23 protein-coding genes and 3 tRNA genes are annotated in these 24876 nt (G+C 69.0%); 9 read left to right on the top strand and 17 right to left on the bottom strand.

Annotation, left to right across the window (positions count from 1 at the left end; translation table 11 throughout):
• The first annotated feature begins 3 nt into the window (after window positions 1–3).
• Complete coding sequence (locus tag AC3WXD_RS02730) at window positions 4–2094, top strand: TonB-dependent receptor family protein (protein ID WP_492322987.1); 2091 nt, start codon at window positions 4–6, stop codon at window positions 2092–2094.
• Window positions 2095–2140: 46 nt separating this feature from the next.
• Here the strand turns inward: AC3WXD_RS02730 and AC3WXD_RS02725 are convergent, their stop codons facing one another.
• Window positions 2141–3550, bottom strand: coding sequence for a DUF1254 domain-containing protein (locus AC3WXD_RS02725; protein WP_492322986.1), 1410 nt, complete (start codon window positions 3548–3550; stop codon window positions 2141–2143).
• Window positions 3551–4320: 770 nt separating this feature from the next.
• Here AC3WXD_RS02725 and AC3WXD_RS02720 point away from each other — a divergent pair.
• Together AC3WXD_RS02720 and AC3WXD_RS02715 are read left to right on the top strand one after the other, a co-directional pair.
• The gene (locus AC3WXD_RS02720) at window positions 4321–5448 is read left to right on the top strand and encodes a right-handed parallel beta-helix repeat-containing protein (protein WP_492322985.1); all 1128 of its coding nucleotides are present in this window, start codon (window positions 4321–4323) and stop codon (window positions 5446–5448) included.
• A gap of 219 nt (window positions 5449–5667) precedes the next feature.
• Window positions 5668–5874 carry a hypothetical protein gene (locus AC3WXD_RS02715; protein ID WP_020203366.1) on the top strand — a complete coding sequence of 69 codons (207 nt, stop codon included), beginning with the start codon at window positions 5668–5670 and terminating at the stop codon, window positions 5872–5874.
• Between the two features lie 216 nt (window positions 5875–6090).
• Here the strand turns inward: AC3WXD_RS02715 and AC3WXD_RS02710 are convergent, their stop codons facing one another.
• On the bottom strand, window positions 6091–7050 hold the full coding sequence (locus AC3WXD_RS02710) for an alpha/beta fold hydrolase (RefSeq protein WP_492322984.1): 960 nt from the start codon (window positions 7048–7050) through the stop codon (window positions 6091–6093).
• 12 nt (window positions 7051–7062) lie between these two features.
• Window positions 7063–8631: a flavin-containing monooxygenase gene (locus AC3WXD_RS02705; protein WP_492322983.1), complete on the bottom strand. Its 1569-nt coding sequence runs from the start codon at window positions 8629–8631 to the stop codon at window positions 7063–7065.
• 271 nt (window positions 8632–8902) lie between these two features.
• Here AC3WXD_RS02705 and AC3WXD_RS02700 point away from each other — a divergent pair, with 271 nt between their 5' ends.
• Window positions 8903–9550: a TetR/AcrR family transcriptional regulator gene (locus AC3WXD_RS02700; RefSeq protein WP_492322982.1), complete on the top strand. Its 648-nt coding sequence runs from the start codon at window positions 8903–8905 to the stop codon at window positions 9548–9550.
• 213 nt (window positions 9551–9763) lie between these two features.
• Here the strand turns inward: AC3WXD_RS02700 and AC3WXD_RS02695 are convergent.
• Together AC3WXD_RS02695 and AC3WXD_RS02690 are read right to left on the bottom strand one after the other, a co-directional pair.
• Window positions 9764–9839 (bottom strand) — tRNA-Met (locus tag AC3WXD_RS02695).
• 159 nt (window positions 9840–9998) lie between these two features.
• Window positions 9999–10223, bottom strand: a complete 225-nt coding sequence (locus tag AC3WXD_RS02690) for a DUF6566 family protein (RefSeq protein ID WP_020203362.1) — start codon at window positions 10221–10223, stop codon at window positions 9999–10001.
• A 163-nt stretch (window positions 10224–10386) separates the two neighbouring features.
• Between AC3WXD_RS02690 and AC3WXD_RS02685 the strand changes: the two genes are divergently transcribed.
• Window positions 10387–10749, top strand: a complete 363-nt coding sequence (locus AC3WXD_RS02685) for a hypothetical protein (protein WP_492322981.1) — start codon at window positions 10387–10389, stop codon at window positions 10747–10749.
• Window positions 10750–10828: 79 nt separating this feature from the next.
• On the opposite strand, the gene AC3WXD_RS02680 is transcribed toward AC3WXD_RS02685, so the two are convergent.
• The gene (locus AC3WXD_RS02680; protein WP_020203360.1) at window positions 10829–11419 is read right to left on the bottom strand and encodes a TetR/AcrR family transcriptional regulator; all 591 of its coding nucleotides are present in this window, start codon (window positions 11417–11419) and stop codon (window positions 10829–10831) included.
• Window positions 11420–11690: 271 nt separating this feature from the next.
• Here AC3WXD_RS02680 and AC3WXD_RS02675 point away from each other — a divergent pair, with 271 nt between their 5' ends.
• Entirely contained in the window at window positions 11691–13433 is a 1743-nt protein-coding gene (locus AC3WXD_RS02675; protein ID WP_492322980.1) for a nitrite/sulfite reductase, read from the top strand.
• A 7-nt stretch (window positions 13434–13440) separates the two neighbouring features.
• Window positions 13441–14007 (top strand): DUF934 domain-containing protein, encoded by a 567-nt coding sequence (locus AC3WXD_RS02670; RefSeq protein ID WP_492322979.1) that lies wholly within the window; start codon window positions 13441–13443, stop codon window positions 14005–14007.
• Here AC3WXD_RS02670 and cynR read toward each other — a convergent pair.
• The gene (gene cynR / locus AC3WXD_RS02665; RefSeq protein ID WP_454733205.1) at window positions 13980–14906 is read right to left on the bottom strand and encodes a transcriptional regulator CynR; all 927 of its coding nucleotides are present in this window, start codon (window positions 14904–14906) and stop codon (window positions 13980–13982) included. The two genes, AC3WXD_RS02670 and cynR, sit on opposite strands and share 28 nt — an antisense overlap.
• A 184-nt stretch (window positions 14907–15090) precedes the next feature.
• On the opposite strand from cynR, the gene AC3WXD_RS02660 reads away from it, so the two are divergent.
• Window positions 15091–15360, top strand: coding sequence for a BrnT family toxin (locus AC3WXD_RS02660; RefSeq protein ID WP_492322978.1), 270 nt, complete (start codon window positions 15091–15093; stop codon window positions 15358–15360).
• Window positions 15344–15625: a BrnA antitoxin family protein gene (locus AC3WXD_RS02655; protein ID WP_492322977.1), complete on the top strand. Its 282-nt coding sequence runs from the start codon at window positions 15344–15346 to the stop codon at window positions 15623–15625. The genes AC3WXD_RS02660 and AC3WXD_RS02655 overlap by 17 nt, the downstream gene beginning before the upstream one ends.
• A 121-nt stretch (window positions 15626–15746) precedes the next feature.
• Here the strand turns inward: AC3WXD_RS02655 and AC3WXD_RS02650 are convergent.
• The 10 genes from AC3WXD_RS02650 to upp form a co-directional block, all read right to left on the bottom strand.
• Window positions 15747–15823 (bottom strand) — tRNA-Arg (locus AC3WXD_RS02650).
• Window positions 15824–15912: 89 nt separating this feature from the next.
• Window positions 15913–16743: a hypothetical protein gene (locus AC3WXD_RS02645; protein ID WP_492322976.1), complete on the bottom strand. Its 831-nt coding sequence runs from the start codon at window positions 16741–16743 to the stop codon at window positions 15913–15915.
• Between the two features lie 520 nt (window positions 16744–17263).
• Window positions 17264–17350: transfer RNA gene (locus AC3WXD_RS02640), tRNA-Leu, on the bottom strand.
• A 107-nt stretch (window positions 17351–17457) separates the two neighbouring features.
• On the bottom strand, window positions 17458–18729 hold the full coding sequence (locus AC3WXD_RS02635; RefSeq protein WP_492322975.1) for an amidohydrolase family protein: 1272 nt from the start codon (window positions 18727–18729) through the stop codon (window positions 17458–17460).
• Between the two features lie 31 nt (window positions 18730–18760).
• The gene (locus AC3WXD_RS02630; protein WP_020203349.1) at window positions 18761–19723 is read right to left on the bottom strand and encodes an ABC transporter permease; all 963 of its coding nucleotides are present in this window, start codon (window positions 19721–19723) and stop codon (window positions 18761–18763) included.
• Entirely contained in the window at window positions 19723–20814 is a 1092-nt protein-coding gene (locus AC3WXD_RS02625; RefSeq protein ID WP_492322974.1) for an ABC transporter permease, read from the bottom strand. Before AC3WXD_RS02625 ends, AC3WXD_RS02630 begins: the two co-directional genes overlap by 1 nt.
• Window positions 20804–22378 carry an ABC transporter ATP-binding protein gene (locus tag AC3WXD_RS02620; RefSeq protein WP_492322973.1) on the bottom strand — a complete coding sequence of 525 codons (1575 nt, stop codon included), beginning with the start codon at window positions 22376–22378 and terminating at the stop codon, window positions 20804–20806. Before AC3WXD_RS02620 ends, AC3WXD_RS02625 begins: the two co-directional genes overlap by 11 nt.
• A gap of 100 nt (window positions 22379–22478) precedes the next feature.
• Window positions 22479–23486: a BMP family protein gene (locus AC3WXD_RS02615; protein WP_029043691.1), complete on the bottom strand. Its 1008-nt coding sequence runs from the start codon at window positions 23484–23486 to the stop codon at window positions 22479–22481.
• The gene (locus AC3WXD_RS02610) at window positions 23476–24192 is read right to left on the bottom strand and encodes a TetR/AcrR family transcriptional regulator (RefSeq protein ID WP_059411762.1); all 717 of its coding nucleotides are present in this window, start codon (window positions 24190–24192) and stop codon (window positions 23476–23478) included. Before AC3WXD_RS02610 ends, AC3WXD_RS02615 begins: the two co-directional genes overlap by 11 nt.
• Complete coding sequence (upp, locus tag AC3WXD_RS02605) at window positions 24192–24851, bottom strand: uracil phosphoribosyltransferase (RefSeq protein ID WP_020203344.1); 660 nt, start codon at window positions 24849–24851, stop codon at window positions 24192–24194. Before upp ends, AC3WXD_RS02610 begins: the two co-directional genes overlap by 1 nt.
• Window positions 24852–24876 lie beyond the last annotated feature (25 nt).

Below are 24876 nucleotides of genomic sequence, written 5' to 3'. Positions count from 1 at the left end.
AAGATGAAACGAAGCAGATACTGGAGGCGGCGCGCGGCCGCGCTGCCCGCCGCGGCATTCACCACGGCCGCGCTGGCGCAGGCCGGCGCCGATGTCACGGTGACGCTGCCGGCCGCCACCGTGACCGCCCGCGCCGAAGGCTCGCTCACGGTGCCCGCCGTGAGCCAGCAGAAGGAAACGCTGTTCGGCACCGCCGGCTCGGTCGGCTTCGTCGACGCCGCCGCGTATGGCGACAGCTACGCCAGCAACCTGCGCGACGTGCTCAAGGACGCGCCGGGCGTGTACGTGCAGGAGCGCTACGGGCAGGAGCTGCGCCTGTCGGTGCGCGGCTCGGGCATCGCGCGCGGCTATCACGTGCGCGGGCTGGAAATCCTGCAGGACGGCGTGCCCACCAACTTCGCCGACGGCAGCGGCGACTACTACCAGATCGACCCGCTCGCGCTGAGCGCGGCCGAAGTCTACAAGGGCGGCAACGGGCTGGCCTACGGCAGCACCACGCTCGGCGGCGCGCTCAACTTCACCACGCCCACGGCGTTTACCGCCGAGGCGCGCAACGAGGTGCGCGTGGACGGCGGCAGCTTCGGCACGGCGCGCGCCAGCGGCCAGGTCTCGCGCCAGATCGGCGCATTCGATTTCCTGGCCAGCCTGAGCGTCAACCACGCGGACGGCTTCCGCGCCCACGAGCGCGGCCAGTACGAGCAGTTCAACGCCAACTTCGGCTACCGCTTCAGCCCCGCGGTGGAGACACGCTTCTATCTCGGCGCCTACGTCGTCGACCAGCAGCTGCCGGGCTCGCTCTCGCTCGGCGACGCGCTCGGCAGCCCGCGCAAGGCTTCCGCCAGCGCGCTCTCGGGCGACCAGGCGCGCGACACACGCACCGAGCGCGTGGCCAACGTCACCACGGTGAAGCTCGACAGCGGCCAGCTCGACTTCAGCACCTGGGTCATCCACAAGAGCCTGTACCACCCGATCTTCCAGGTCGTCGACCAGGACTACTGGACCTACGGCTTCGCGCCGCGCTACACCGGCACGCACACCATCGGCGGCCTGCGCAACCAGGTCATCGCCGGCGCGCGCTTCTTCGGCGGCAACAACGATGCGCGCCAGTTCGTCAACAACGCCGGCAACCGCGGCGCGCAGACCCTCAACGCGGCGCAGGACGCCTACAACTACGAGGCCTATCTCGAAGACCGCCTGTGGATCACGCCCACGTTCGCGCTGATGGCCGGCGCCAAGGCCTACCGCAGCGTGCGCGACTACCACGACTACGGCGGCCTGCCCGCCAACCCGGCGGCCAGGTCGGACCGCGCCACCTTCAGCGGCGTCAATCCCAAGTTCGGCGTGCTGTGGGAACCCGCGCGCGACGTGCAGGCTTTCGCCGACATCACGCGCAGCACCGACGTGCCGGACTTCACCGACCTGAGCCAGACCATCGCCGCGACCACGCGCTTCGTGCCGCTGGCCGCGCAGCATGGCTGGACGATGGAGATCGGCACGCGCGGCAAGCGCGAGCGCTTTGCCTGGGACGTGACGGCCTACCGCTCGCTGGTGCGCGACCAGTTGCTGCAGTACACCACCAACCCGGACGTGCCCGCCTCCACCTTCAACGCCGGGCGCACCACGCTGCAGGGCGTGGAGCTGGGCGTGTCCGGCGACGTGCTGCGCAATGTGTTCGGCGCCGGCGACGCGCTCACGCTGTCGCAGCTGTGGAACTACAGCGATTTCCGCTTCGACAACGATGCGCAGTACGGCAACAACCGCATCGCGGGCGTGCCCGAGCACGTGCTGCGCACCACCGTCGCGTACAGCCGCGCGGGCGGACTGCGCGTGGCCGGCACCATCGACTGGGTGCCGGGCGGCGCCTACGTGGACTATGCGAATACCTTGCGCACGCCGGGCTACGCGCTGTTCGGCCTGCAGGCCAGCTACGCGTTCCGGGGCGGGATGACGGTCTTCCTGGATGCCAGGAACCTGGGGAACAAGCGCTACGTGAGCGACTTCAGCACCGTGACGGACGCGCGCACGGCGAACACCGCGGTGTTCTATCCCGGCACGGGGCGCGCGTTCTATGCCGGGGTGAGGTACCGCTTCTGACAGACCGCGGCCGGGGCGGCGAGACCCGCCGCCCCGGCGCGTCCGGTCAGTCGATCCGCTCCACCGGCGGCGCCACCCAGGTGCCGTCGAGCACGGACTGCCCGGGCCAGTAGACGCGCAGCATCAGGTTGAAGCCGTCCGGCGGCGCCGGCAGCCAGTTGGATACCTGGCTGCCGGGCGGGCGCGCGTTCTGGATGGCGATGTCGAGCGAGCCGTCGCGGTTGTACCTGAGGCGGTCGCGGTCGCCGATGGCGTAGCGGTTCAGCGGGTTCGCCACGAACGCCTGCTTGTCGTTGTAGAGCGTGAGCGACCAGAACGCATTGGTCGGCGGCAGCTGGTTCTTGTCGAAATGCATGACGTAGCGCTTCGACCCGTCCAGCGGCTTGCCGGCCGAATCGACGCGCGTGGCGGGATAGACCGCATCGGCAGGCAGGTTGGCGCCCAGCCCCACCCACGCGACCAGCGCGCGCTTGCCATAGGCGGTGCCGTAGTTGCCGAGGTCTCGGCGGACCGTCCATTCCGCCCCGGTATCGGCGGCGCGCTTGGCCGCGCCCGCGATGCCGGCCAGCGCGGTGGTGGCGCCTTCCTGCACGGCGCGGGCCGTGGCGGGCTCCAGCGCCGTTACCGAGAACGGCGCGCCGGGCACGATGCCGAGCTTCCTGATCGACTCGACCATCGCCGCGTCGGCCGGCGCCGGCGGATTGGCCGGCAGCAGCGCGGCGAAGCGCGTGAAGAAGGCCTGCGCGTCCATCGCCGCGACCTGCTCGGCCGGCGGCGTTTCCGTGTCCACGGCATTGCCCGCCGGCGCCGCCTGCGACCGCGCCTTGCCGCCGCCCTGCCACGCCGACAGCGGCATCAGGCGGTACTGGTTCTGCAGGCGGCGCACCGCCGCGTAGTCCTTCTTGCCGTTGGTCTGGGTGCGGCCGATCAGCCAGACCATCTCGGTCGGGGCGCGGATTTCCTTCACGCCGGGCGGCAGCGTGCCGGTCCAGCGCGGGCCGGTGATGGCGAACACGGCTTTCCTGGTGCCCGTGGTGCGCTTGCCCGGCGAGGCGAACACATTGGTCCACGCATCCATCATCGGCATCAGGTAGTAGCGGCCGCGGGTATCGGGCAGCGACAGGATCTGCGGCTCCTCGCTCAGGTCCAGCCATGCCGTGGAATAGAGCGTGTCGGCGTTGGGGCTGACCACGTCGGTAAACGTGGCATCGGGAAAGCCGCGCATGTGCGCGAAGGTATTGGCCGGCGTGCGCGCGGTCATGACCTCGCGCGTGACGTCCATCAGCACCAGCGGATAAGCGTAGGTGAATACCTGGGCCGACAAGGCCTTGACCGTCGCATCCGGCTGGCTGGAGGCGCCCTGCGGCGCCTGCGCCTTCTGCGGTCCCGCGGCGCAACCTGCCAGCAGCAGGCCGAGGGCCGCCGCGCCCGCGATCTGGCGAATCGAAAAACTCATGACCCCGATCCCTTTTTTGGTTTGACTACCCGTCGTGCCGGTCACCGCTGAAGCGGAGATATTTTCCCGCACGAACGTGTGATTTTATTCGAACGATGATGGGCTGGCGAGTCCGGGCTTGTCAATTCGCGTGTCTGAATTAATGCGGTGCAGCGCACCAACGGCCGGCCTTATGGCCGGTGCGCCGGCGGGCCGGACGAAACCCCGCGCCGGCCGGCGCCGCCTGTGTCCGCATGGTTCTTGCGGGAGCGCGCCCGCGCGGCCCGGCCGGCTCGCGCCCCGACTCGCCGCGCGGCCACCGGGCCGCCCGGCCATTGATGCATTGACGCGCCGGGGCCGGCGCGCCATCCAGTTCTGCCTTTCCGCCAGGATTAGAGGGTAAACCACCCTCTGATCAGCCATTAAATACCGCCAAAAATAAGAGCATTCTTATATTAATTTCCAAAAACCGTAATTAGAATTCTCTCATCGCTGGCAGAGAAATTTCCTACGCCAGCCACGGAACCATCTCAACAGGGGGAGAGAAAAACAAGACGGGAAAATCATCCAACGGGGAAACACCAGACTATCCGGATCGAGACAGCAGGACCATTGAATAATCAATGGCCCCTGCCCGGCTACTGTCCGATATTACTGCCCGCGAAAATCGCGGGATAACCAGATTCATTCGATCAGAAAAATGGCACCCGCGGCCGGCCCGCGGGCGCGGGGCCGCCTTTTGTCCGGCGGATCCATAACACCTGTATTGCACCCGCACCGGAGGCGCCCTCATGTCCAGCTGGAAACGATCCTTTCTTTATCGTCTTGGCCCGGGCATCGCCCTGTCCCTGTCCCTATTCCTGTTCCTGCCCGGCTGCGGCGGTGGCGGCGATGGCCCGGCCAGCGACAACATGCCATCCGCGGTGCCGGGCGCGCCCACCTGCACGGCGCCGGCCGAAGTCACCGCCGATACCGTGCTCGACAGCGCCTGCGTCTACAGGCAGGCCTTCACCATCACCCGCTCCGGCGTCACGCTGGATTGCAACGGCGCGCTCATCGACGGCCGCGGCACCGACGCCAAGGGCATCTACGTGAACTCGCGCGGCAACCCGCTAAGCAACGTCACCATCCGCAACTGCCGCCTCAAGGACCAGGCCTCGGCGGGCATCGCGGTCGGCTGGAGCGGCTCGCTCGCGGCCAGGCTGCAAACCTACTCCCGCGACGACATCTACGCGCGCACGCCGCAGCAGGTGCTGATCGAGAATGTCAGCGTGGCGGGCGCGGGCGACACCGGCATCTATATCGAGACCTACGCCTCCGGCATCACGCTGAGCCATGTCACCGTGACCGGCTCGCGCGGCCCGGGCGTGTACCTGGACGCCTCGACGCGCGACAACCGGATCGTGGACTCCACGTTCACCGACAACGGCGTGCCGCGCACCCGCGAAGCCATCGCCATCGACTCCTCGGCCGGCAACGTGATCGCCGGCAACCAGTTCAGCGGCAACGCCCTGGCCGCCATCGCGCTCTACAAGAACTGCGGCGAGAACCAGGGCCCGACGCGCTGGCAGCACTCGGACCGCAACCTGATCCAGGACAACGATTTCGCCGCGCAGAGCGTGGGCGTGTGGATCGCGTCGCGGCAGAGCCGGGACCTGAGCAACTGGAATTGCGGCGATCCCTCCTACTATGCCGGCCGCTATTTCCTCGATTATGCGCAAGACAACCGGGTGATAAGCAACCGCTTCAGCAATGTCCGGCAGGGCGTGATCGTGGAGGACGACAATAATACGGTGAGCGGAAATACCTTTTCCGGCAGCAGAAGCGCCGACATCGTGACGGGCGCCCAATATCGCGCCATGTATCTCGGACGCCCCGTTTCGGGGCTGGTCGCGGAAAACAATACCTACCTGCCGTAGACGACGGGAAATGGCGGCAAGCTAACAGGAACCTTCCGATCAATAGGAATCCCCCGAAGGGGCGGGATTGTACCTGCGCGGTTGCGCACTACAATCCCGCTGCACAACACCGACGCCACACCGGAAACGCTGCCCGATGCCATACGGCAACACCAGCAGGGACCTTCAGAGTCTCTCAGAGGCGCGATACGGAGCAGGAATTACACAGGAAGCACCGCAATGACGTTTTATCTTCTGGGGTTCCTGGCTTTCGAAGCCATGTGGTTCTTTCCATTCAGGAAGGTCTTCCGCGCCGCGCACTTCGGCGCACCCTATGCCTACCTGTCGCTGATCCCGCTGATGGGTCCGCTGTTGTGCATCTGGATCCTGGCGGCGCGGCCGTGGCCGCTCAAGACCAAGCTCGTGCGCACCTTCTCCGTGTCCTGAGGGCCGCGCCCTGCGGCGCGCCGGCCACGGCACCATGCACGGAACACCGTGGCGAGGACATCGCGCGGTTCCGCCGGATGCCGAACGTCCATGACCATGCAGCGGCGGTCGCACCGCCCATGCGTGGCTTGAGCGGGAGGCATTGGCGTGGATCGGCGCCGGGGCCGGTCACGCGGCGGCGATGCTGCCCGGATGCAATCCGAATGCGGGCGGCGGTCAGGCCGGCGCGCCGGCCAGCCGCGCGCGCTCGGCCGCCGCCGCGAGCCAGGCCGCGGCCTGGTCCGGGATCGTGACCGGCAGCATGTGCCCGCCGGGCACCAGTTCCAGTTCCAGCGCCGGCAGCTTGTCCTTCATGGCCTGCCCGTGCGCGCGCCAGTCGAGGATGGCGTCGGCCGTGCCGTACAGGATGCTGACCGGCAGCGCCAGCGACGCATAGCGCCCGGCCATCGCGGGCAGGTCTTCCTCCAGGCTGGTCATGTCGGACGACGCGGCATAGAACGCGCCCGGCCGCAGGCCGAGCAGGCCGCCGCCGGCGGTGCCGAAATCCGCCGGCGGGCGCTCCGGGCTGAAGACGAATTCCAGCATGTCGCGCCCGCGCAGGATCGAGCGCGGGATGGCCAGCGTCCACGCAACCACGCGCCGCAGCGCGGCCGGCGACACCGCCAGCGCGCGGAACACGGCGGGCGGGCCCGCCACCGGATGCGTGAGCGGCGCGATCAGCGCCAGGCCGGCGGCCGTGCCCGGATGATCGAGCGCCACGCCGAGCGCGACCGCGCCGCCCAGCGAATGCCCCACCAGCAGCGGGTCTTTCAGGTCTAGCGCCCGCATGAACCGGGCGATGACCTCGCTCTGCTTGCGCAGGCGCGCCGACATGCCCGCCGGACGGGTCGAATACCCCGAGCCGGGCCGGTCGACCAGGATCACGCGGAAGCGCGGCGTCAGCCGCTCCAGCAGCGCGTAGGAGAAATTGCCGGTCTGGCCGCCCAGCCCGTGCACCATCACGATCACCGGCCCCTGGCCCTGGTCGATGTAGTGCAGGCGGGCGCCGTCGATCTCGATGAACTTGCCGCGCGGCGGCAGCGCCTTCTCGACCTTGCGCGCGATGAACGCAGTGAATGCCACCAGGCCGGCGATGACGGCGGCGACGATGGCGATGCAGGCAATCAGTATGGTCATGGCGTCCTTTCCTCAACCGTGCGCCGATTCCGCCGCCCGGGCGGGCGCCGGCGCGCGCGGCGCGGCCGGGCCGGCCCGGCCGAATTCCATCGCATCATCCTCCACTTTGCCGAACTTGAGCGCCATCAGGTCGAACAGGTAGTTCTGGTGGACCCGCCACGGACGCTTGCTGCCCTGCCGGGGCAGAATGCCGCTGGCGCGCTGCACGTAGCCCGAGGTCAGCGACAGCGAAGGCTCGTCGTCGCCGGCGGCGTGGCCGCGCCGCGGCGCGCACCAGTCATGGCCGTTGGCCTCCATGTGGTTGACGAGCCGGCAGACGTACATCGACGACAACTCCGCCTTCAGCGTCCACGACGCATTGACGTAGCCCATCGCCACCGCCAGGTTGGGCACGTCGCTGTACATCATGCCCTTGTACATGAAGGCCTGCGCCGGATCGGCGGGCACGCCGTCCACCTCGATCCGCATGCCGCCCGCCACCTTCAACTGCAGGCCGGTGGCGGTGACGATCACGTCCGCGTCGAGCTTCTGCCCGGAGCGCAGCTGCAGGCCGGTCTCGGTGAAGGATTCGATATGGTCGGTCACCACCGACGCCCTGCCCGCCCGGATCGACTTGAACAGGTCCGAGTCCGGCACCAGGCACAGGCGCTGGTCCCACGGCTTGTAGGCTGGCGAGAAATGCTTGTCGACGTCGTAGTCCGGGCCGAGCTGCGCGCGCGCGGCCTCGAGGATCTTGCGCTTGACCAGTTCCGGCTTCCTGCGCGCGAGATGGTAGAAGTACATGCCGAACAGCACGTTCTTCCAGCGCGTGACCCGGTGCGCCATGCCGGCCGGCAGCCTGCGCCGCAGCCAGGCGGACACCGCGTCGCTGGACGGGCGCGCGACGATGTAGGTCGGCGAGCGCTGCAGCATGGTCACGTGCGCGGCGCGCTTGGCCATCTCCGGGAGCAGCGTCACGGCGGTGGCGCCGCTGCCGATCACCACCACGCGCTGGTCGTCGTAGACGAGGTCCTCGGGCCAGTGCTGGGGATGCACCACGCGGCCGCCGAAGCGCTCCATGCCCGGCCAGCCCGGCATGTAGCCGTCCGCGTAGTCGTAGTAGCCGCTGCACAGGTAGAGGAAATTGCAGGTGAAGCGCGCCGGCTCGCCCTGCGGACCCACGGCGGCGTCCACCGTCCAGCGCGCCGTCTCGGACGACCACGACGCGCGCGTGGCGCGGTGGCCGAAGCGGATGTGGCGCTCGATGTCGAAGGTCCTGGCCGTGTCGCGGATGTATTCGAGGATGGCGTCGCCGGCGGCGATCGACTTGTCGCTGCGCCACGGCCGGAAGCTGAAGCCGAGCGTGTACATGTCCGAGTCGGAGCGCACGCCGGGATAGCGGAACAGGTCCCAGGTGCCGCCGATGGCGTCGCGGCCCTCCAGGATGGCGTAGCGCTTGCCCGGGCAACTGGTCTGCAGGTGGTAGGCCGCGCAGATGCCGGACAGCCCGGCGCCCACGACCAGCACATCGAAATGGTGGACCTGCTCTTGCGGCGCCTGCCGCGCCGGGGGATGCGCCTTGTCTGCGTTGCCTGCTAGCATCGGTTGTCTCCTATTCCTGTTGGCCGGTCGTGGCCGGGCACCTCGGCATCGCATTTCCTGCGTCTTGCACGTTTGCTCGTTTGCGCGTTTGCGCATTGCCGTGGTGCCCGCGTGCCGACTTCCGACTAGACTAGGGTGTTCACCCTAATTAATCAACCGGGATCGCCCGAACCAGGGCTTTCCCTTAAGCCCTGGCCTCGCGCGCCACGCAAGACATGCTGCATACCAAACACCGCCGACCCGATCCGGCCACCCGCGCGGAGCGCCGCCCATGAGCGCGGACAGCGCCGCGGCGCGGCGGCCCAAGACCCGCGAGCGCATCCTCGCGGCCTGCCTGAGCCTGTTCAACGAGCGCGGGCCGATGACCGTGACCACGGCGGAGATCGCCGCGGCGGTCGGCATCAAGGAAGGCAATCTCCATTACCACTTCAACCGCAAGGAGCAGATCCTCGAAGCGCTGTTCGACGCGTTCGAGCACGCGCTGCGCGACACCGCCGTGGCCGACCTCGCGCAAGGCGACGCGCCGCAGCGCTTTGCCGGCTATCTGAGCGGCTGGTTCAGCCTGATGTGGGAATGGCGTTTCTTCTACCGCGACGCGGCCGCGATCCGCGCGCTCGCCCCCGCCCTGCGCGCGCGCACCGAGGCGCTCGCCGACGACGGCCAGCGCCACGTGCGGCGCGTGTTCGCCAGCATGGAAGCGGCGGGCCTGCTGCGCGCCACGCCGGCGCAGCTCGACCACCTCGTGGTCAATAGCTGGATCGTGTCGACGTACTGGATCGATTACCTGCGCTCTCGCCACGGCATCGACGCGCTGCGGCGCGAGCACATCAGTTGGGGCGCGTCGCAGGTGATGAGCCTGTTCTCGCCCTATCTCACCGAAACGGGACAGGCGCTGCTGAATATCGATACGGCGCGCTAGCCGGCCATTGCGTTGCCAGCCACGACAGGCAAAGCCGTTTCACTGCGAGGGATGCGGCCGGCAAGGCCAGTGACTGGATCGAGGAGCGCTTCGCCGGCCAGCCTGCGCCCGCGGCTACCGCGGCGCCCTGCTTCGGCGAGTGACCGACGACCGCACCGCCGATTGGCCTGACGCGAAGCTGGCGTATCGGGGCGGGTGTCGATGTAGGGAATATGGTTGCGGGGGCAGGACTTGAACCTGCGACCTTCGGGTTATGAGCCCGACGAGCTGCCAACTGCTCCACCCCGCGGGCCGAAATATACGCGGATCGGTGGCATCTGGATACCCCTGGGCGGGAAAAAACCGGAAAAGCGCCTGGCCCGGCGGCCCGGCGACCCGTTTGCGGCGCGGCGTGCCCGGCAGCGCGGTGACGTGGTGGCGTGATGGCGAAGCAGTGCGGCGTTCGCTTTCAGCTATTGCCGTCGATCCACTTCCTTGCCCAGGCATAGGCCGCCGCCTTCGCCTCGTCGGGCGTGGCGTGCTGGCTGCCGATCGCCCTCGCGTCCTGGACGATGGCGCCATCCTCCCAGATCGCGCACGACGCCATGTGCAGGCCGGCCTTGATGGTTCTGCAGAACACGTGGATGACGTACCCCTTGTATTCCGCCTTGTACTCCGTGGTGCCGCTGTCCATTTGGCGTGCCCGTCCGTTCTCGCCGCGGGGCGAATCCTGCGCCGCATCCTAGCATGCGCCCCCGCGGCAAGGCCCTGGCATTCCCCTCTTGCCGGCGGCCTGCAATCTGCAAAAAGCACGCTATACTGTATATCCATACAGTACTACATGAGGCCAAGAAATCATGTTCAGCTGCAATCCCGGCACCCTCTACCTGTACAGCCAGCGCCCCGCCGCGGCCCGGCTGTCGATCCGCTGCCCGCTCCTGACGGTGGACGACCCGCTGCTCACGGCCGACACCTGGAATCCCGAAGCCGAGGCGGCCGCGCAGGCCGCCGGCGCCACGCTGTACCTCTCGGGCATCGACACGGCGGCCCTGAAGGCGCTGCCGTGGACCATCGACGCGCTGGCGTTCGAGCGCGACGGCGCGCGCATCAGCTTCAGCATCGCCGAAGGCATGGAATTCCTCAGCCCCGTCACGCTGTGCCTGCGCACGCGCGGCGAGCGCCGCTACGCCACGCTGCAGGAAACGGCCTGCGAGCCTTGAGCGGAACCGCGCAAGGCCGCGCGCAGCCGCATCGCGCAGCCCGGCCGCCAAGCGCCGCCGCTGTTCCGCTGCTTGAGGTTCAGGCCGCGGCAGCGCTCGCCGCGCGGACGCCGGCGCTCTGCTCGAGGCGCGCGAGCAGGCGCTTGCCGTGCTCCACCACGGCCGGATCAGCGGTCATCTGGTAGCGGACGATCATGCCTTCGAGGCACAGCATGGCTTCCTCGGCCACCTCGCCGGGTTCCGCCAGCCCCAGCCGCCCGGCGATGTCGGCAAGGTACGCGCTGAGCGACGCCTTGTGCGCGACGGCCTGCTGCAGATGCTCCGGCACCCCGGTGCTGCCCGCCTCGGCCACCACATTGATGAAGGCGCAGCCGCGGAAGGTGTCCTGCGCGAACCACGCGCCCAGGGCTTCGGCGATCACGCCGAGGCCCGGCGAGACGGCAAAGCGCGCCTCCACCTCCTCAGTGAACCAGTGCATCCAGAAGTCATGGCGCCAGTCGAGAAAGGCGGAAATCAGTTCGTTCTTGGAGGCGAAATGCCGGTACAGCGACATCTTCGCCACATCGGATTCGGCAATGATCTTGTCGATGCCGGTCGCCCGGAAGCCGTCCTGGTAGAACAGGCGTGCCGCCGTGTCGAGAATCCGGTCCCGGGCCGAGGGCTGTGCCATGGCGCCCTTCCTTGAAATGAGATAGACAACTCAGTATTGCAGACAGACCTGTCTCTGTAAAGCCGGGGCATGGCGCCGGTACCGCGCCGGCTCTGCGATGCCCCCATTCGGCCCGGCAAACGGAACCCCCGCCGCGCATCCGTCACCTGGTATGACCGAATTCGCCGGAACTGATCCTGTTCGGCCGGCGGCCCACCGGCTAGCCTTGTGCCCTCTCCTCACTCAAGCCGCCCGCGCCCGCCCCCGGGTAGCGGCTGCCGCGATCTTTGCCATGTATTCGTATGACACCGTCGACCAGCAGGTGGTCGACCAGCGCGTCGCCCAGTTCTCCGACCAGACCACGCGCTTCCTGGACGGCCGGCTGACGGAAGATGAATTCCGCGTGCTGCGCCTGCAGAACGGCCTCTACATCCAGCGCCACGCGCCGATGCTGCGCGTGGCGATTCCCTACGGCATGCTCGCCAGCCGGCAGCTGCGCAAGCTCGCCCATATCGCGCGCCGCTGGGACCGCGGCTACGGCCATTTCAGCACCCGCCAGAACATGCAGTTCAACTGGCCACGCCTGGAAGACGCGCCCGCCATCCTCGCCGAGCTGGCCACGGTGCAGATGCACGCGATCCAGACCAGCGGCAACTGCATCCGCAACACCACCACCGACCACCTCGCCGGCATCGCGCCGGACGAGATCGTCAACCCGCTGGTCTGGTGCGAGATCATCCGGCAATGGTCGATGCTGCATCCCGAGTTCGCCTTCCTGCCGCGCAAGTTCAAGATCGCCGTGAGCGGCGCGCGCACGGACCGGGCCGCGGTGGGCGTGCACGACATCGGCCTGCAGGCCGTCAGCCGCGACGGCGAGACCGGCTTTCGCGTGTGGGTGGGCGGCGGCATGGGCCGCACGCCGATCGTGGGCAAGCTGATCAGCGAATACGTGCACTGGTCGGACCTGCTGACCTACCTGCAGGCCACGCTGCGCGTCTACAACCTGCACGGCCGCCGCGACAACAAGTACAAGGCGCGCATCAAGATCCTCGTCAAGGACCTCACCCCGGCCGTGTTCGCGCAGCAGGTCGACGAGCAATGGCAACGCATCCGCGGCGGCCCCGACACGGTCAGCGCCGAGTTCGTGCAGGACATCGCCGGCCGCTTCACCACGCCGGCCTACGATCCCGCCGCGGCCGGCGACGACGACCCCGCGGCCGCGCTAGCGGAACAGGACCCGCGCTTCCGGCGCTGGCTGCGCAGCAACGTCCATGCCCACCGCGTGGCCGGCTATTGCTCGGTCACGGTATCGCTCAAGGCCACCGGCAGCCCGCCGGGCGACATCACCGCCGACCAGATGGATGCCGTCGCCGACCTCGCCGACACCTACGGCTTCGGCGAACTGCGCGTCTCGCACGAGCAGAACCTCATCCTCGCCGACATCCGCCGCGTCCACCTGCATCAGGTCTGGCAACGGCTGGACCCGTTGCGGCTGGCCACGCCGAACATCGGCCTGCTGACCAACATCATCGCCTGCCCGGGCGGCGACTTCTGCTCGCTCGCCAATGCCGTCTCCATCCCGCTGGCCGAGGCCATCCAGCAGCGCTTCGACGACCTCGACTTCCTCCACGACATCGGCGAGCTGGACCTGAACATCTCCGGCTGCATCAACTCGTGCGGGCACCACCACGTGGGCCACATCGGCATCCTCGGCGTCGACAAGGCCGGCGAGGAGTGGTACCAGGTCACCATCGGCGGCCGCCAGAACGGCGCGCTGTCCGGCGAGCGGCGCGACATGGAAGACGGCGCCGGCGGCGCGGCCATCGGCAAGATCATCGGCCCGTCGTTCGCGCGCGAGGAAATCCCCGACGTGGTGGAACTGCTGGTGCAGACCTACCTCTCGCTGCGCGAGGACGACGAGGAACGGTTCATCGACGTGGTCGAGCGCACCGGCATCGAGCCGTTCAAGACCGCGGTCTACACCGACGCGCGGATCGTCCAGCGCAAGCTGCAGGCGGAGAGCGCACGTGTCTGAGGCCCGCATGACAAACCCGGTCGCCAACGTCATCCGCAACGGCGCGCTCGAGCCGGACAAGTGGCGCGCCTTCGTGGCCAATGACGGCGAAGGCGATGAAGGTGGTGAAGTTGGAAAAGGCGACGGCGCCGATGCGCCCGCCGCGCTGCCGCCCGACGAGGACGGCTGGCTCGTCACCGCCGCCACCTGGCTGGCGATGAAAGCCCGGCTGCGGCAGCGCGAGCATCCGGTCGCCGTGTATCTCGCGCCGGACGCCGACCCCGAGCTGCTGCTCGAGCCCGGCGCGAACGTCATCGACCCGGCCGGCATCGCCCACCTGGCGATCGACTTCCCCGTCTACACCGATGGCCGCGGCTACTCGCTGGCGCAGTTGCTGCGCACGCAATACGGCTGGACCGGCGAGCTGCGCGCGGTGGGCGACGTGATGATCGACACGGTGCACTACATGGCGCGCTGCGGCTTCGACAGCTTCGCCATCAAGCCCAGCCACGATCCGCGCGCGGCCCTAGAAGCGCTCGGCACGTTCACGGTCCATTACCAGAAAGGCTACCGGCGCCCGGCCACGCCGGCCTGAGCGTCCGGCGCGGGCGTCCAGGCCGGCAGCACCTCCTGGGCGAACGCGACGAAGGCCCGCACGGCCGCGCTGCGGTAGGCGCCCCTGCGCTGGAGCAGCGCGGCCTCGCGCGGCGGCAACGGCGGCTCCAGCCTGACCTTGCGCAGGTCGCCGCTGTCCTGCGCGATGGCGGCCGGCAGCACCGTCATCAGGCGGCCGCGCCGCACCGCCTCGACCACCGCGCTGACCGAGTTCGCCTCCAGCGCGACCTGCGGCACGATGCCCTGGCGGCCAAGATAGTTGTCGATGTAGTGGCGCGTGGCGAACTCCTGCGTCAGCAAGGCGAACGGCTCGTCCTGCATCTCCTTGCGCGTGAGCGGCGTGCGCCGCCTGGCATAGCGGTGCCCCGCGCCCACCACCAGCGCCAGCGGCTCCAGCAGCAGCGGCTGCGTGTCGATGTCCGCCAGCCGCACGTCCTTGAACGCGATGCCCATGTCGAGGCTGTCCTGCAGCAGCATCTGCTCGATCTGCGCCTGCGGCATCTCCAGCACGCTCAAGACGATGCCGGGATAGCGCTCATTGAAATCCATCACGAGCGGCCCGACCAGATAAGGCGTGAACGTCGGCGTCATCGCCAGCCGCAAGCTGCCGCGCGTCAGTTCCTGGACGTCGTGAACCGCCCGCTTGCCCGCCTCCAGATCCTGCAGCGCGCGCCGCGCATAGAGCAGGTAAGCCTGCCCGGCATCGGTGGTGCGGACGCTGCGGCCCGAGCGGTCGAACAACTGCACGCCGAGCGTGTCCTCCAGTTGCCGGATCTGCTGCGAAAGCGTCGGCTGCGAAACATGCAGCGCCTCGGCCGCGCGGGTGAAATTGCCGCATTCGGCAACGGCGAGAAAGTAGCGGACATGGCGGAGCAGCATCGGGATCAACGATTGGGATTGGCTATGGGAGGGATGGTAAGCCAGTCCCTGGACCAATAGCGGATCGCACCCGGACTTTCGTGCGCCGCCGCCGGAACCGCTTCGCGGCGCACCGCGCCCGGCCATTTATCGCAGCGACAAATAAACCGTTGCGTCACAAATATATCGTAGCTACAATTATTGGATGCGCATCAGCTTCGATCCCGCCAAGGAAACCGCCAATCAAGCCAAGCACGGCGTGTCATTGGCACTCGCCGCGCAACTGGACTGGTCCGAAGTGATGGCATGCGCCGACGACCGCCGCGACTACAGCGAAGTGCGCGAGATCGGTTTTGGCGTCATCGCCCGGCGCCTCTACTGCGTGGTGTTCACCCAGCGCGGCAGCACGATGCACATCATCAGCATGCGCAAAGCAAACAAGCGCGAGGTAAAACTCTATGTCGACCAAATCTAGGATCATCATGCCGACGGACGAAGAAGACGCGGCAATCAACCGCGGCATCGCCGCCGACCCCGATACCCGCGAGTTGACTGCGGAGGACGTCAAGAACATGAAGCCGGTCGGCAAGCGTGGACGTCCGAAGCTCGCAAATCCGAAGGAGCTTGTCAGCATCCGCTACGACGCGGATGTCCTGGAGACGTTCCGGGCAAGTGGCGATGGCTGGCAGACCCGCATGAATGACGCCCTGCGGGACTGGTTGCTCACGCATCGCCCGTAAGCCGTGTAAGGCGAGCATCGGCGCGAAGACCAGGCAACTCTCCGGCACGCATCGCCCGCACAGGGTTCTGTTGCCCTCAAATGGCGAAGGGCTTCCATTGCTGGAAGCCCTTCAAATAAGGTGGTGCGGCTGGCAGGATTCGAACCCACGACCCCTTGGTTCGTAGCCAAGTACTCTATCCAACTGAGCTACAGCCGCACGCGAGGTCGCAATTGTAGCGCAGCCATGCCTGAATGCAAGCGTTTTTTACAGCCATGTGTCAGGCCGTTTCCCCGCCACGGCGGGGCTTACCAGCGATAGCGCGCGCCCAGCGTGCCGCCCGGGTTGCGTCCGGCCTTGAGCTTGATCCACAGTTTGACGCCGCCGTTCGTGCTGCCGTGCGCGCCGACGTTGACCGACAGCAGCCCGCGCAGCATGTCGGGGTCGATGCGTGTGCCGTTGATGTTGATGGCCTGCTTGTGGTCTTGCCAGAGATCGGCCTCGACGAACGGGTAGACCCCGTTGGCGCCGTTGAGCCGGGTCGGCTGGGTACGGTAGAGCCGCACCAGCACTTCGGCCGCGCTCGCGTCCGCGGGCTGGCTGCCGAGGAAACCCGTGCCGCTGCGGTCGAGCGCCGGCTGGTAGGCGAGCTGCACGCGCGGCTGGATCGTCAGGCCGCCGCTGCGCGGCAGCACGGTGTCGAGCGACAGCGCCATGCTCTGCACGCGGTTGCCGACATGGCCCGTGGCCGAGGTGGCGTCGTCGAGGTGCACCGACACGGCGGGCCACGCGGCGCGCGGCGCCGGGTCCGCGTAGGCGGGCAGCGGGCTTGGCGCGTCGTTGTAGGCCGTGGCGGGCGTGCCGGACGAATGCGTGGTGGCGGGCCGGCCCCAGCCGCCGAGCGAGGCAACCAGGACAGGCTGGCCGCCGCGCGCCGCGCCGGCCGGCATGGCCGGCGCCGCGGCAACCGTATCGGCGGCCATGCCGGCCGGCGCGGCGCCGAGCGTATTGGCGGCGACGATGACCGCATCGCTGCCGGAGACCTGCGCGGGCGGTTCGCCTTCGAGCTGGTCCCAGCCGAAGGCGGCGGCGCCGCCGGCTGGCCGTTCCTCGCCCTGGGCGAGGCTGGCCACGATCATGGCGAGTATCGAGCAACAACACTGGCGGCACGGATGGGGATGGAGATGGCGATCGTGAATACCCGGGCAATGCCCGCTGGCACCGACCTGCGCCCTGCTCGGAGACCACGCGCCCCTGGCCATGACCGCACCTCTGGCTTGAAAATCCGCTACGGCTTTGCTTGAGCATAGGTCAAAGCCCTCGCGACCGTAAGGGCGCTCCGTGGGCGCCCCCGCGCATCTGCGTGTGCCACCGCACGGCGGCAATGCGAGGGGGTTCCGCGTTTGCCGGCGCGCGAAGAGGAAACGAGGAAACGAGGACTGGCGCAGAGAGATGCGCGATGGCGGGTCCGCATGGACCGGCGTGCGGACGATGCAAACCTGAAACAGAACGGCGCTGAAGGCGCGAAGCCGGCGCGTACCCGCGGGCCAGGACCGCGCCGCCGGAAGCTCGCCTCGCGCCACCAGAGTCTCATCGCAAAACGAGCGCCGCAAAAAGAAAAAGGCCGCTGCATCTGCAACGGCCTTTCTCATCGAGTCTTGGTGCCCAGAAGAGGACTCGAACCTCCACAGTGTTGCCACCGCTAGGACCTGAACCTAGTGCGTCTACCAATTTCGCCATCTGGGCTTCGTTTTGCTGCGTGAACTGCTGCAGCGCTGCGAAGAAAAACATTATGGCAAGTTCGGATTCGGCTGTCAATACCCCCCGCACGCATTTTCTGGCGCCGGCGGCGCTCATGGCTGGAAGCACACCTGCCCCGGCCGGCCCGGCAGATGCAGCGTGGCGGTGGCCGGACGCGTGCTGGCGACCACCTTGCCCGCGCGCAGCACCATCAGCCGCGTGGCGCGCAGCCGGATCGCCTCCACCGGATCGCGCGCCTGCAGCAGCACGAGGTCGGCGCGGCATCCCGGCGCGATGCCGTAGCCTTCCAGCCCGAGGATGCGGGCCGGGGTCTCGGTGACGGCGGCGAAGCACGCGCGCATGGCGTCCTGCCCGGTCATCTGCGCCACGTGCAGGCCCATGTGGGCAACCTCCAGCATGTCGCCCGAGCCGAGCCCGTACCAGGGGTCCATCACGCAGTCGTGGCCGAACGCCACCGGCACGCCCGCGGCCATCAGTTCCGGCACGCGCGTCATGCCGCGCCGCTTCGGATAGGTGTCGTGCCGGCCCTGCAGCGTGATGTTGATGAGCGGGTTGGCGACGGCGGCCACGCCGGACTGATGCATGAGCGGGATCAGCTTGGATACGTAGTAGTTGTCCATCGAGTGCATCGAGGTCAGGTGCGAGCCGGCCACCCTGCCCTCCAGGCCCAGCCGCACGGTCTGCGCGGCCAGCGTCTCGACATGGCGCGACAGCGGGTCGTCGGTCTCGTCGCAATGCATGTCCACGCGCAGCCCGCGCTCGCAGGCCAGCTCGCACAGGATGCGCACGGAGTCGACGCCATCGCTCATGGTGCGCTCGAAATGTGGAATGCCACCGACCACATCCACGCCCATGCCGAGCGCGCGCTTGAGGTTGTCGAGCGCGCCGGGCGCGCGCAGCAGCCCGTCCTGCGGGAACGCCACCAGTTGCAGGTCGAGGTAGGGTTTGACCTTCTCGCGCACGTGCAGCAGCGCTTCGGTGGCGAGCAGGCGCGGGTCGCATACGTCCACGTGCGAGCGGATCGCCAGCAGGCCCTTGGCCACGGCCCAGTCGCAATAGGTCAGCGCGCGCTCGACGATGGCGTCCTGCGTCAGCAGCGGCTTGAGTTCGCCCCACAGGGCAATGCCCTCGAGCAGCGTGCCGGACTGGTTGATGCGCGGCTGGCCGTAGGACAGCGTGGAGTCCATGTGGAAATGCGCGTCGACGAACGGCGGCGTCACCAGTTGGCCGGCGGCGTCGACCTCGGTGGCGGCGTGCGCCTTGAGCGCCGGCTCCACCGCCTTGATGTGGTCGCCGGCGATGCCGACGTCGATGCCGGTGCGGCCATCGGGAAGCGTGCAGTTGCGCAGGATCAGGTCGAGCATGGCGGGTTCTTTTTCTGGGAGACGGGATGGATCAGCGTTCGCCCTTGCGATAGGGCTTCATCAGCGCCTGCGGATAGGTGGCGCGCCGCGCCACCAGCACCAGCGCGAGGATCGACAGCACGTAGGGCAGCATCAGGTAGAGCTGGTATGGCAGCGCCGGCAGGCCCGGCAGGCTGGCGCCGCTTTGCTGCAGGCGCAGTTGCAGCGCGTCGAAGGCGGCGAACAGCAGCGCGCCGGCCAGCGCGCGGCCCGGGCGCCACGAGGCGAACACCACCAGCGCCACGCAGATCCAGCCGCGGCCGTTGATCATGTTGAAGAAGAAGGCGTTGAAGGCCGACAGCGTGAGAAAGGCGCCGCCCACCGCCATCAGCGCCGAGCCCGCCATCACCGCGCCGATGCGCATGGCGCCCACGCGGATGCCCTGCCCCTCGGCCGCGGCCGGGTTCTCGCCGACCATGCGCACCGCGAGGCCGAGCGGCGTGCGGTACAGCAGCCAGGCCACCAGTGGCACCAGCGCCAGCGCGAGCAGGGTCAGCGCGGTCTCTTCCCCGAACACCGGGCCCAATACCGGACCGAGCAGCGGCACCTCCGCCATCCAGCGCATCGGCGCGAACGGCACGATGGTGGGCGGCGTGGACACCGAGGCAAAGCCGAGCCGGTAGGCGTAGTAGGACAAGCTGGTGGCCAGCATGGTCACGCCCAGCCCGGCGACGTGCTGCGACAGCGCCAGGCTCACCGTCAGCCAGCCGTGCAGCAGGCCGAACGCCAGCCCCACGGCCGCGGCCACCGCCACGCCGCCCCACAGCGGCAGGCCGTGATAGACCGCCAGCCAGCCGCCGAAGGCGCCGGCCACCATGATTCCCTCGATGCCGAGGTTGAGCACGCCGGCGCGCTCGCACAGCAGCACGCCGAGCGTGCCGAACACCAGCGGCGTGGCCACGCGCAGCACCGCGATCCAGAACGGCGCCGAGGCCAGGATGTCGAGCAGTTCCATCAGGCCACCTTGCGCAGGGCGTCGAAGCGGATGCGGTAGCGTGCCAGCATGGTCGCCACCAGCATGGACAGCAGCGCCACCGCCACGATCACGTCGGCGATGGCGTTGGGCACGCCCACCGCGCGGCTCATGCCGTCGGCGCCGACCAGCACGCCGGCCACGAACACCGAGGCCGCCACCACGCCCAGCGGATGCAGCCCGGCCAGCATGGCGATCACCACGCCCGCGTAGCCGTAGCCCGGCGAGATGTCCAGCGTCAGGTAGCTGGTGCGGCCCGCCACCTCCACCACGCCGGCCAGCCCCGCCAGCGCGCCCGACAGCAGCGCGGTCCACATCGTCACGCGCCGCACCGGCACGCCGACGAAGGCCGCGGCGCGCGCGTTGGCGCCGACCGCGCGCATGTGCAGGCCGAACACCGTGAAGCGGTTGACCGCCCACAGGATCAGCGCCAGCGCGCACGCCAGCAGCAGGCCGCTGTGCACGCGCGAGCGCGCCATCAGCTTCGACAGTTCCAGCTCGGGCACCAGCGGCACCGACTGCGGCCAGCCCATCGCGGTGGCGTCCTTCATCGGTCCGTCCAGCATCATCGAGACGAACAGCAGCACGATGAAGTTGCCGAGCAAGGTGGTCACCACCTCGTCCACGCCGAGCCGCGTCTTGAGCCACGCCGCGCCCAGCAGCAGCAAGGCGCCGGCCAGCATGCCGGCCGCCACCATCAGCGCGAAATGCACGGCCACCGGCAGGTGCTCCGCCCACGGCGCCACCGCGCCGTCGACCTGCCCGCCCACGGCCACCGCCGCCAGCGCGCCGAGGTACAGCTGCCCCTCCGCGCCGATGTTGAACAACCGCGCGCGGAACGCCACCGCCACCGACAGCCCGGTCAGGATCAGCGGCGTGGCGCGCGTCAGCGTCTCCGACCACGCGAAGCGCGAGCCGAAGCCGCCTTCGAGCAGCAGCGCATAGGCGCGCCCCACCGGCGCGCCGGCCCAGCGCACCAGCACCGCGCAGATCAGCAAGGTGGCCGCGATGGCCAGCACGGGCGCGGCCAGCATGGCCACGCGCGACACGCCGCTCCGGGGTTCAAGCCGCATGCAGCACCTCCGCGTCGCTGGCGCCGCCCGGCGCGCCGCCGCCGGCGCCGGCCATCGCCAGGCCGAGCGCCGCGAGCGTCCAGTCCGCCGTCGGGCGCGCCTCGGTCAGGCGGCCGGCGTGCATGACCGCGATGCGGTCGGCCAGCGCGTGCAGTTCGTCGAGGTCTTCCGAGATCAGCAGCACGGCCGCGCCCTCGCGCGCCGCCTCCAGCAGGCGCGCGCGCACGTAGGCCACCGCGCCGATGTCCAGTCCCCAGGTCGGCTGGCTGGCCACCACCAACAGCGGCGCGCGGCCCTCGCCGCGCACCGACAGCGCCCGGCCCAGGATCAGCTTCTGCATGTTGCCGCCGGACATGGTGCGCGCCGGCACCTCGATGCCGGCGGTGCGCACGTCGAAGCGCGCCACCAGTTCGCGCGCGAAGCGCTGCGCCGCCGCGCGGCGGATCACGCCGGCGCGCGAGAAGCGCGGCTGGCCAAGCTGCTCGCTGGCGGCGTTCTCCCACACGGCAAGGTCGCCCACCACGCCGACCGCATGGCGGTCCTCCGGCACGCGCGCGACACCCGCGCCGATCCACGCGCGCGGGCGCGCCGGCATCGGCTGGCCGGCCAGCGTGACGCGGCCTTCGGTGGCCGCCAGCGTGCCGCTGAGCAGTTCCGCCAGCGCCGCCTGCCCGTTGCCGGACACGCCCGCGATGCCGACGATCTCGCCGGCGCGCACCCGCAGGCTGAGCCGGTCGAGCCGCATGCGCCCGTCCGTGCCGCGCGCGCCGGCCTGCTCCAGCGCCAGCACCACCGGCGCGGCATCGCCCGCGGCACCGGCGGCCCGCTCCGGCATGGCGACCGCGCGCCCCACCATCAGTTCGGCCAGTTCCGCCTTGCTGGTCTGCGCCGCCTCGCGCTGCGCCACCAGCTTGCCGCCGCGCAGCACGGCGATGCGGCTGGACACGCGCAGCACTTCATCGAGCTTGTGGCTGATGAAGATCACCGACAAGCCCTCCGCGATCAGTTGCGCCAGCGTGGCGAACAGCGTCTCGGCCTCGTGCGGCGTCAGCACCGCGGTGGGCTCGTCGAGAATCAGCACGCGCGCGCCGCGGTACAGCGCCTTGACGATCTCCACGCGCTGGCGCTCGCCGACCGACAGCTCGCCCACGCGCGCGCCCGGCCGCACCGCGAGGCCGAAGCGATGCGCCAGCGCCAGCACCTTCGCGCGCGCGGCGCGGCGCTCCAGCCGCCATTGCCACAGCGGCTGCGTGCCGAGCAGGATGTTGTCGAGCACGGAAAGATTGTCGGCCAGCGTGAAATGCTGGTGCACCATGCCGATGCCGGCGGCCAGCGCCGCGCGCGGCTGGCCCGGCGGCAGCGGCCGGCCGTCGACCTCCACGGTGCCGGCGTCGGCCACGTAATGGCCGAACAGGATGCTGACCAGCGTGCTCTTGCCCGCGCCGTTCTCGCCCAGCAGGGCCAGCACCTCGCCGCGCCGGAGTTCCAGCGAGATGGCGTCGTTGGCCAGCAGCGTGCCGAAGCGCTTGGTGATGCCGTTCAGGCGGAGGATGGGAGTTGGCATGGAAACGAAATGCGGAGCATCAGGAATACCAATGGTTCGCTCCCCTCTCCCACAAAGTGGGGAGGGGAGAAAGACGGGACCGGCGCTACCAACGCCAGCCTCACTGCGTCGACTTCGGCTCCGTCTCCACCACCTTCACCACGAACTTGCCGTCGAGAATGGCCTTCTCCTTCGCCTTGACCTTGGCCATCACGTCGGCCGGCACCTTGCCTTCGAAGGTGCCCAGCGGCGCCAGCTCGGCGCCCTTGTACTTCATCAGCGAATACGAGCCGTAGTCCTCGTTCTTGAACTGGCCCGACTTGACCTTGGCCAGCGCCGCGGCCACCGTGGGCTCCATGTTCCACAGCGCCGAGGCCACCACCGTGGCCGGATACTGCGGCTGGGTGTTGATGACGTTGCCGATGGCCAGCCGGCCCTTCTCCTTGGCCGCGTCGGAGACGCCGAAGCGCTCGGCGTAGAGCACGTCCGCGCCCTTGTCGATCATGGCGAAGGCGGCTTCCTTGGCCTTGGGCGGATCGAACCACGAGCCGATGAAGCTGACCGTGAACTTCACCTTGGGATTGACCTCGCGCGCGCCTTCCATGAAAGCGTGCATCAGCCGGTTGACCTCGGGGATGGCATAACCGCCGACCATGCCGATATGGTTGGTCTTGGTGATGCCGCCGGCGATCATGCCGGTCAGGTAGGAAGGCTCCTGGATGTAGTTGTCGAACACCGAGAAGTTGGGCGCCTGGGGCTTGCCGGACGAGCCCATCAGGAAGGCGGTCTTGGGATAGTCCCTGGCCACCTTGCGCGCGGCCGCCTCGACCGCGAAGGATTCGCCCAGGATCAGCGCCGAGCCCTGCTCGGCATACTGGCGCAGCACGCGCTCGTAGTCGGCATTGGACACGCTTTCCGAGAACACGTAGTCGATCTCGCCGCGCGCCTTGGCCTCGTTGAGCGCCTTGTGGATGCGCGACACCCACTGCTGCTCGACCGGCACCGTGTACACGGCCGCGACCTTCACCCTGGCCTGCGCCCATGCCGGCTGCACGCCGGCCAGCGCGCTTGCGCCGGCGGCGGCGGCCGCCAGTTTCAACCAGGTCCTGCGCTTGCCCTCAAACCTCATGGTTTTCTCCCCTTGTTGACGATAACTCCACGGCCAGGCCGGCCGGTTCCAGCCCGCAACCGCGCAGCAGCAGCCGCACCAGGTGGTCGGTGGCCTGTTCGAAATCGCGCTGGCCCAGGTGGCTCACCCCGAGCACGGCGCATACCTGCGACTCAAAATCGGCATAGGTCTGGGTGGCGGCCCAGATCGTGAAGAACAGGTGCCGCGGATCCACGCTGGCCATCTCGCCGCGCGCGATCCATTCCTTGATGACGCCGGCCTTGCGCAGCACCAGCGCGCGCAGCGCGCCGCTGAGCACGTCGCGGATCTCCGGCGCGCCGTGCAGCAGCTCGTTGGCGAACACGCGCGAGGCGTCCGGGTGGCTGGCCGACAGCCGCATCTTGGCGCGGATGTACTGCTCCAGCGCCACCTGCGGGCGCTGCCCGGCGTCGATGATGTCGGTCTCGGACAGCCACAGCGCCAGCGTGTGCGCCAGCACCGCGCGGTACAGCGCCTGCTTGGTGCGGAAGTAGTAATGCAGGTTGGACTTGGGCACGCCCGCGCGCGTGGCGATCTCCGCCATCGTGGCGCCGGCGAACCCGGCGCGCGCGAACACGTATTCGGCCGCGCGCAGGATCAGCGCCTCGTTCTCCTGGCGGATGCGCCCGCCAGCCGCCTCCCGCTGCGGCGGGAAGCATGGCGGCTGCGCCGTGGCCGGCGCGCCCATCACTTGGTGCCGTAGAGCCTGTCGCCCGCGTCGCCCAGGCCGGGCACGATGTAGCCGTGCTCGTTGAGCTCCTCGTCGATGGCCGCGGTGACGATGGCCACGTCCGGATGCGCCGCCTGCAGCGCGCGCAAGCCCTGGCGCGAGGCGATCAGACACACGTACTTGAGCGTGCTCACGCCGGCTTCCTTGAGGCGGTTGAGCGCGGCGATGGCGGAATTGCCGGTGGCCAGCATCGGGTCCACCACGATCACCAGCCGCTCGTGGATGTCCTCCGGCATCTTGAAGTAGTACTCGATCGGCTCCAGCGTCTCCGGGTCGCGGTACAGGCCGATGTGGCCCACGCGCGCGGCTGGCAGCAGGTCCAGCATGCCGTCCAGGAAGCCGTTGCCGGCGCGCAGGATCGACACCAGGCACAGCTTCTTGCCGGACAGCACCGGCGACTCCATCGGCGCGATCGGCGTCTTGATGGCGATGGTCTCCATCGCCAGGTCGCGCGTGGCCTCGTAGGTCAGCAACTGGCTGATCTCGCGCACCAGCCGCCGGAAATTGTCGGTGGTGGTGTCCTCGCTGCGGACCAGCGTGACCTTGTGCTGCACGAGCGGATGGTCCACCACCATCACCGAAGGCGTGACGGGCGGTACGGCGGAAAGGTCGGTCATGTTGCGCTCCTCGGGAGGCGAATCG

It is taken from the genome of Cupriavidus sp. FW216-B1 (genome assembly GCF_058789195.1).
Note: the sequence above shows the minus strand (reverse complement) of the source record. Positions and strands in the feature narration are given on the sequence as shown.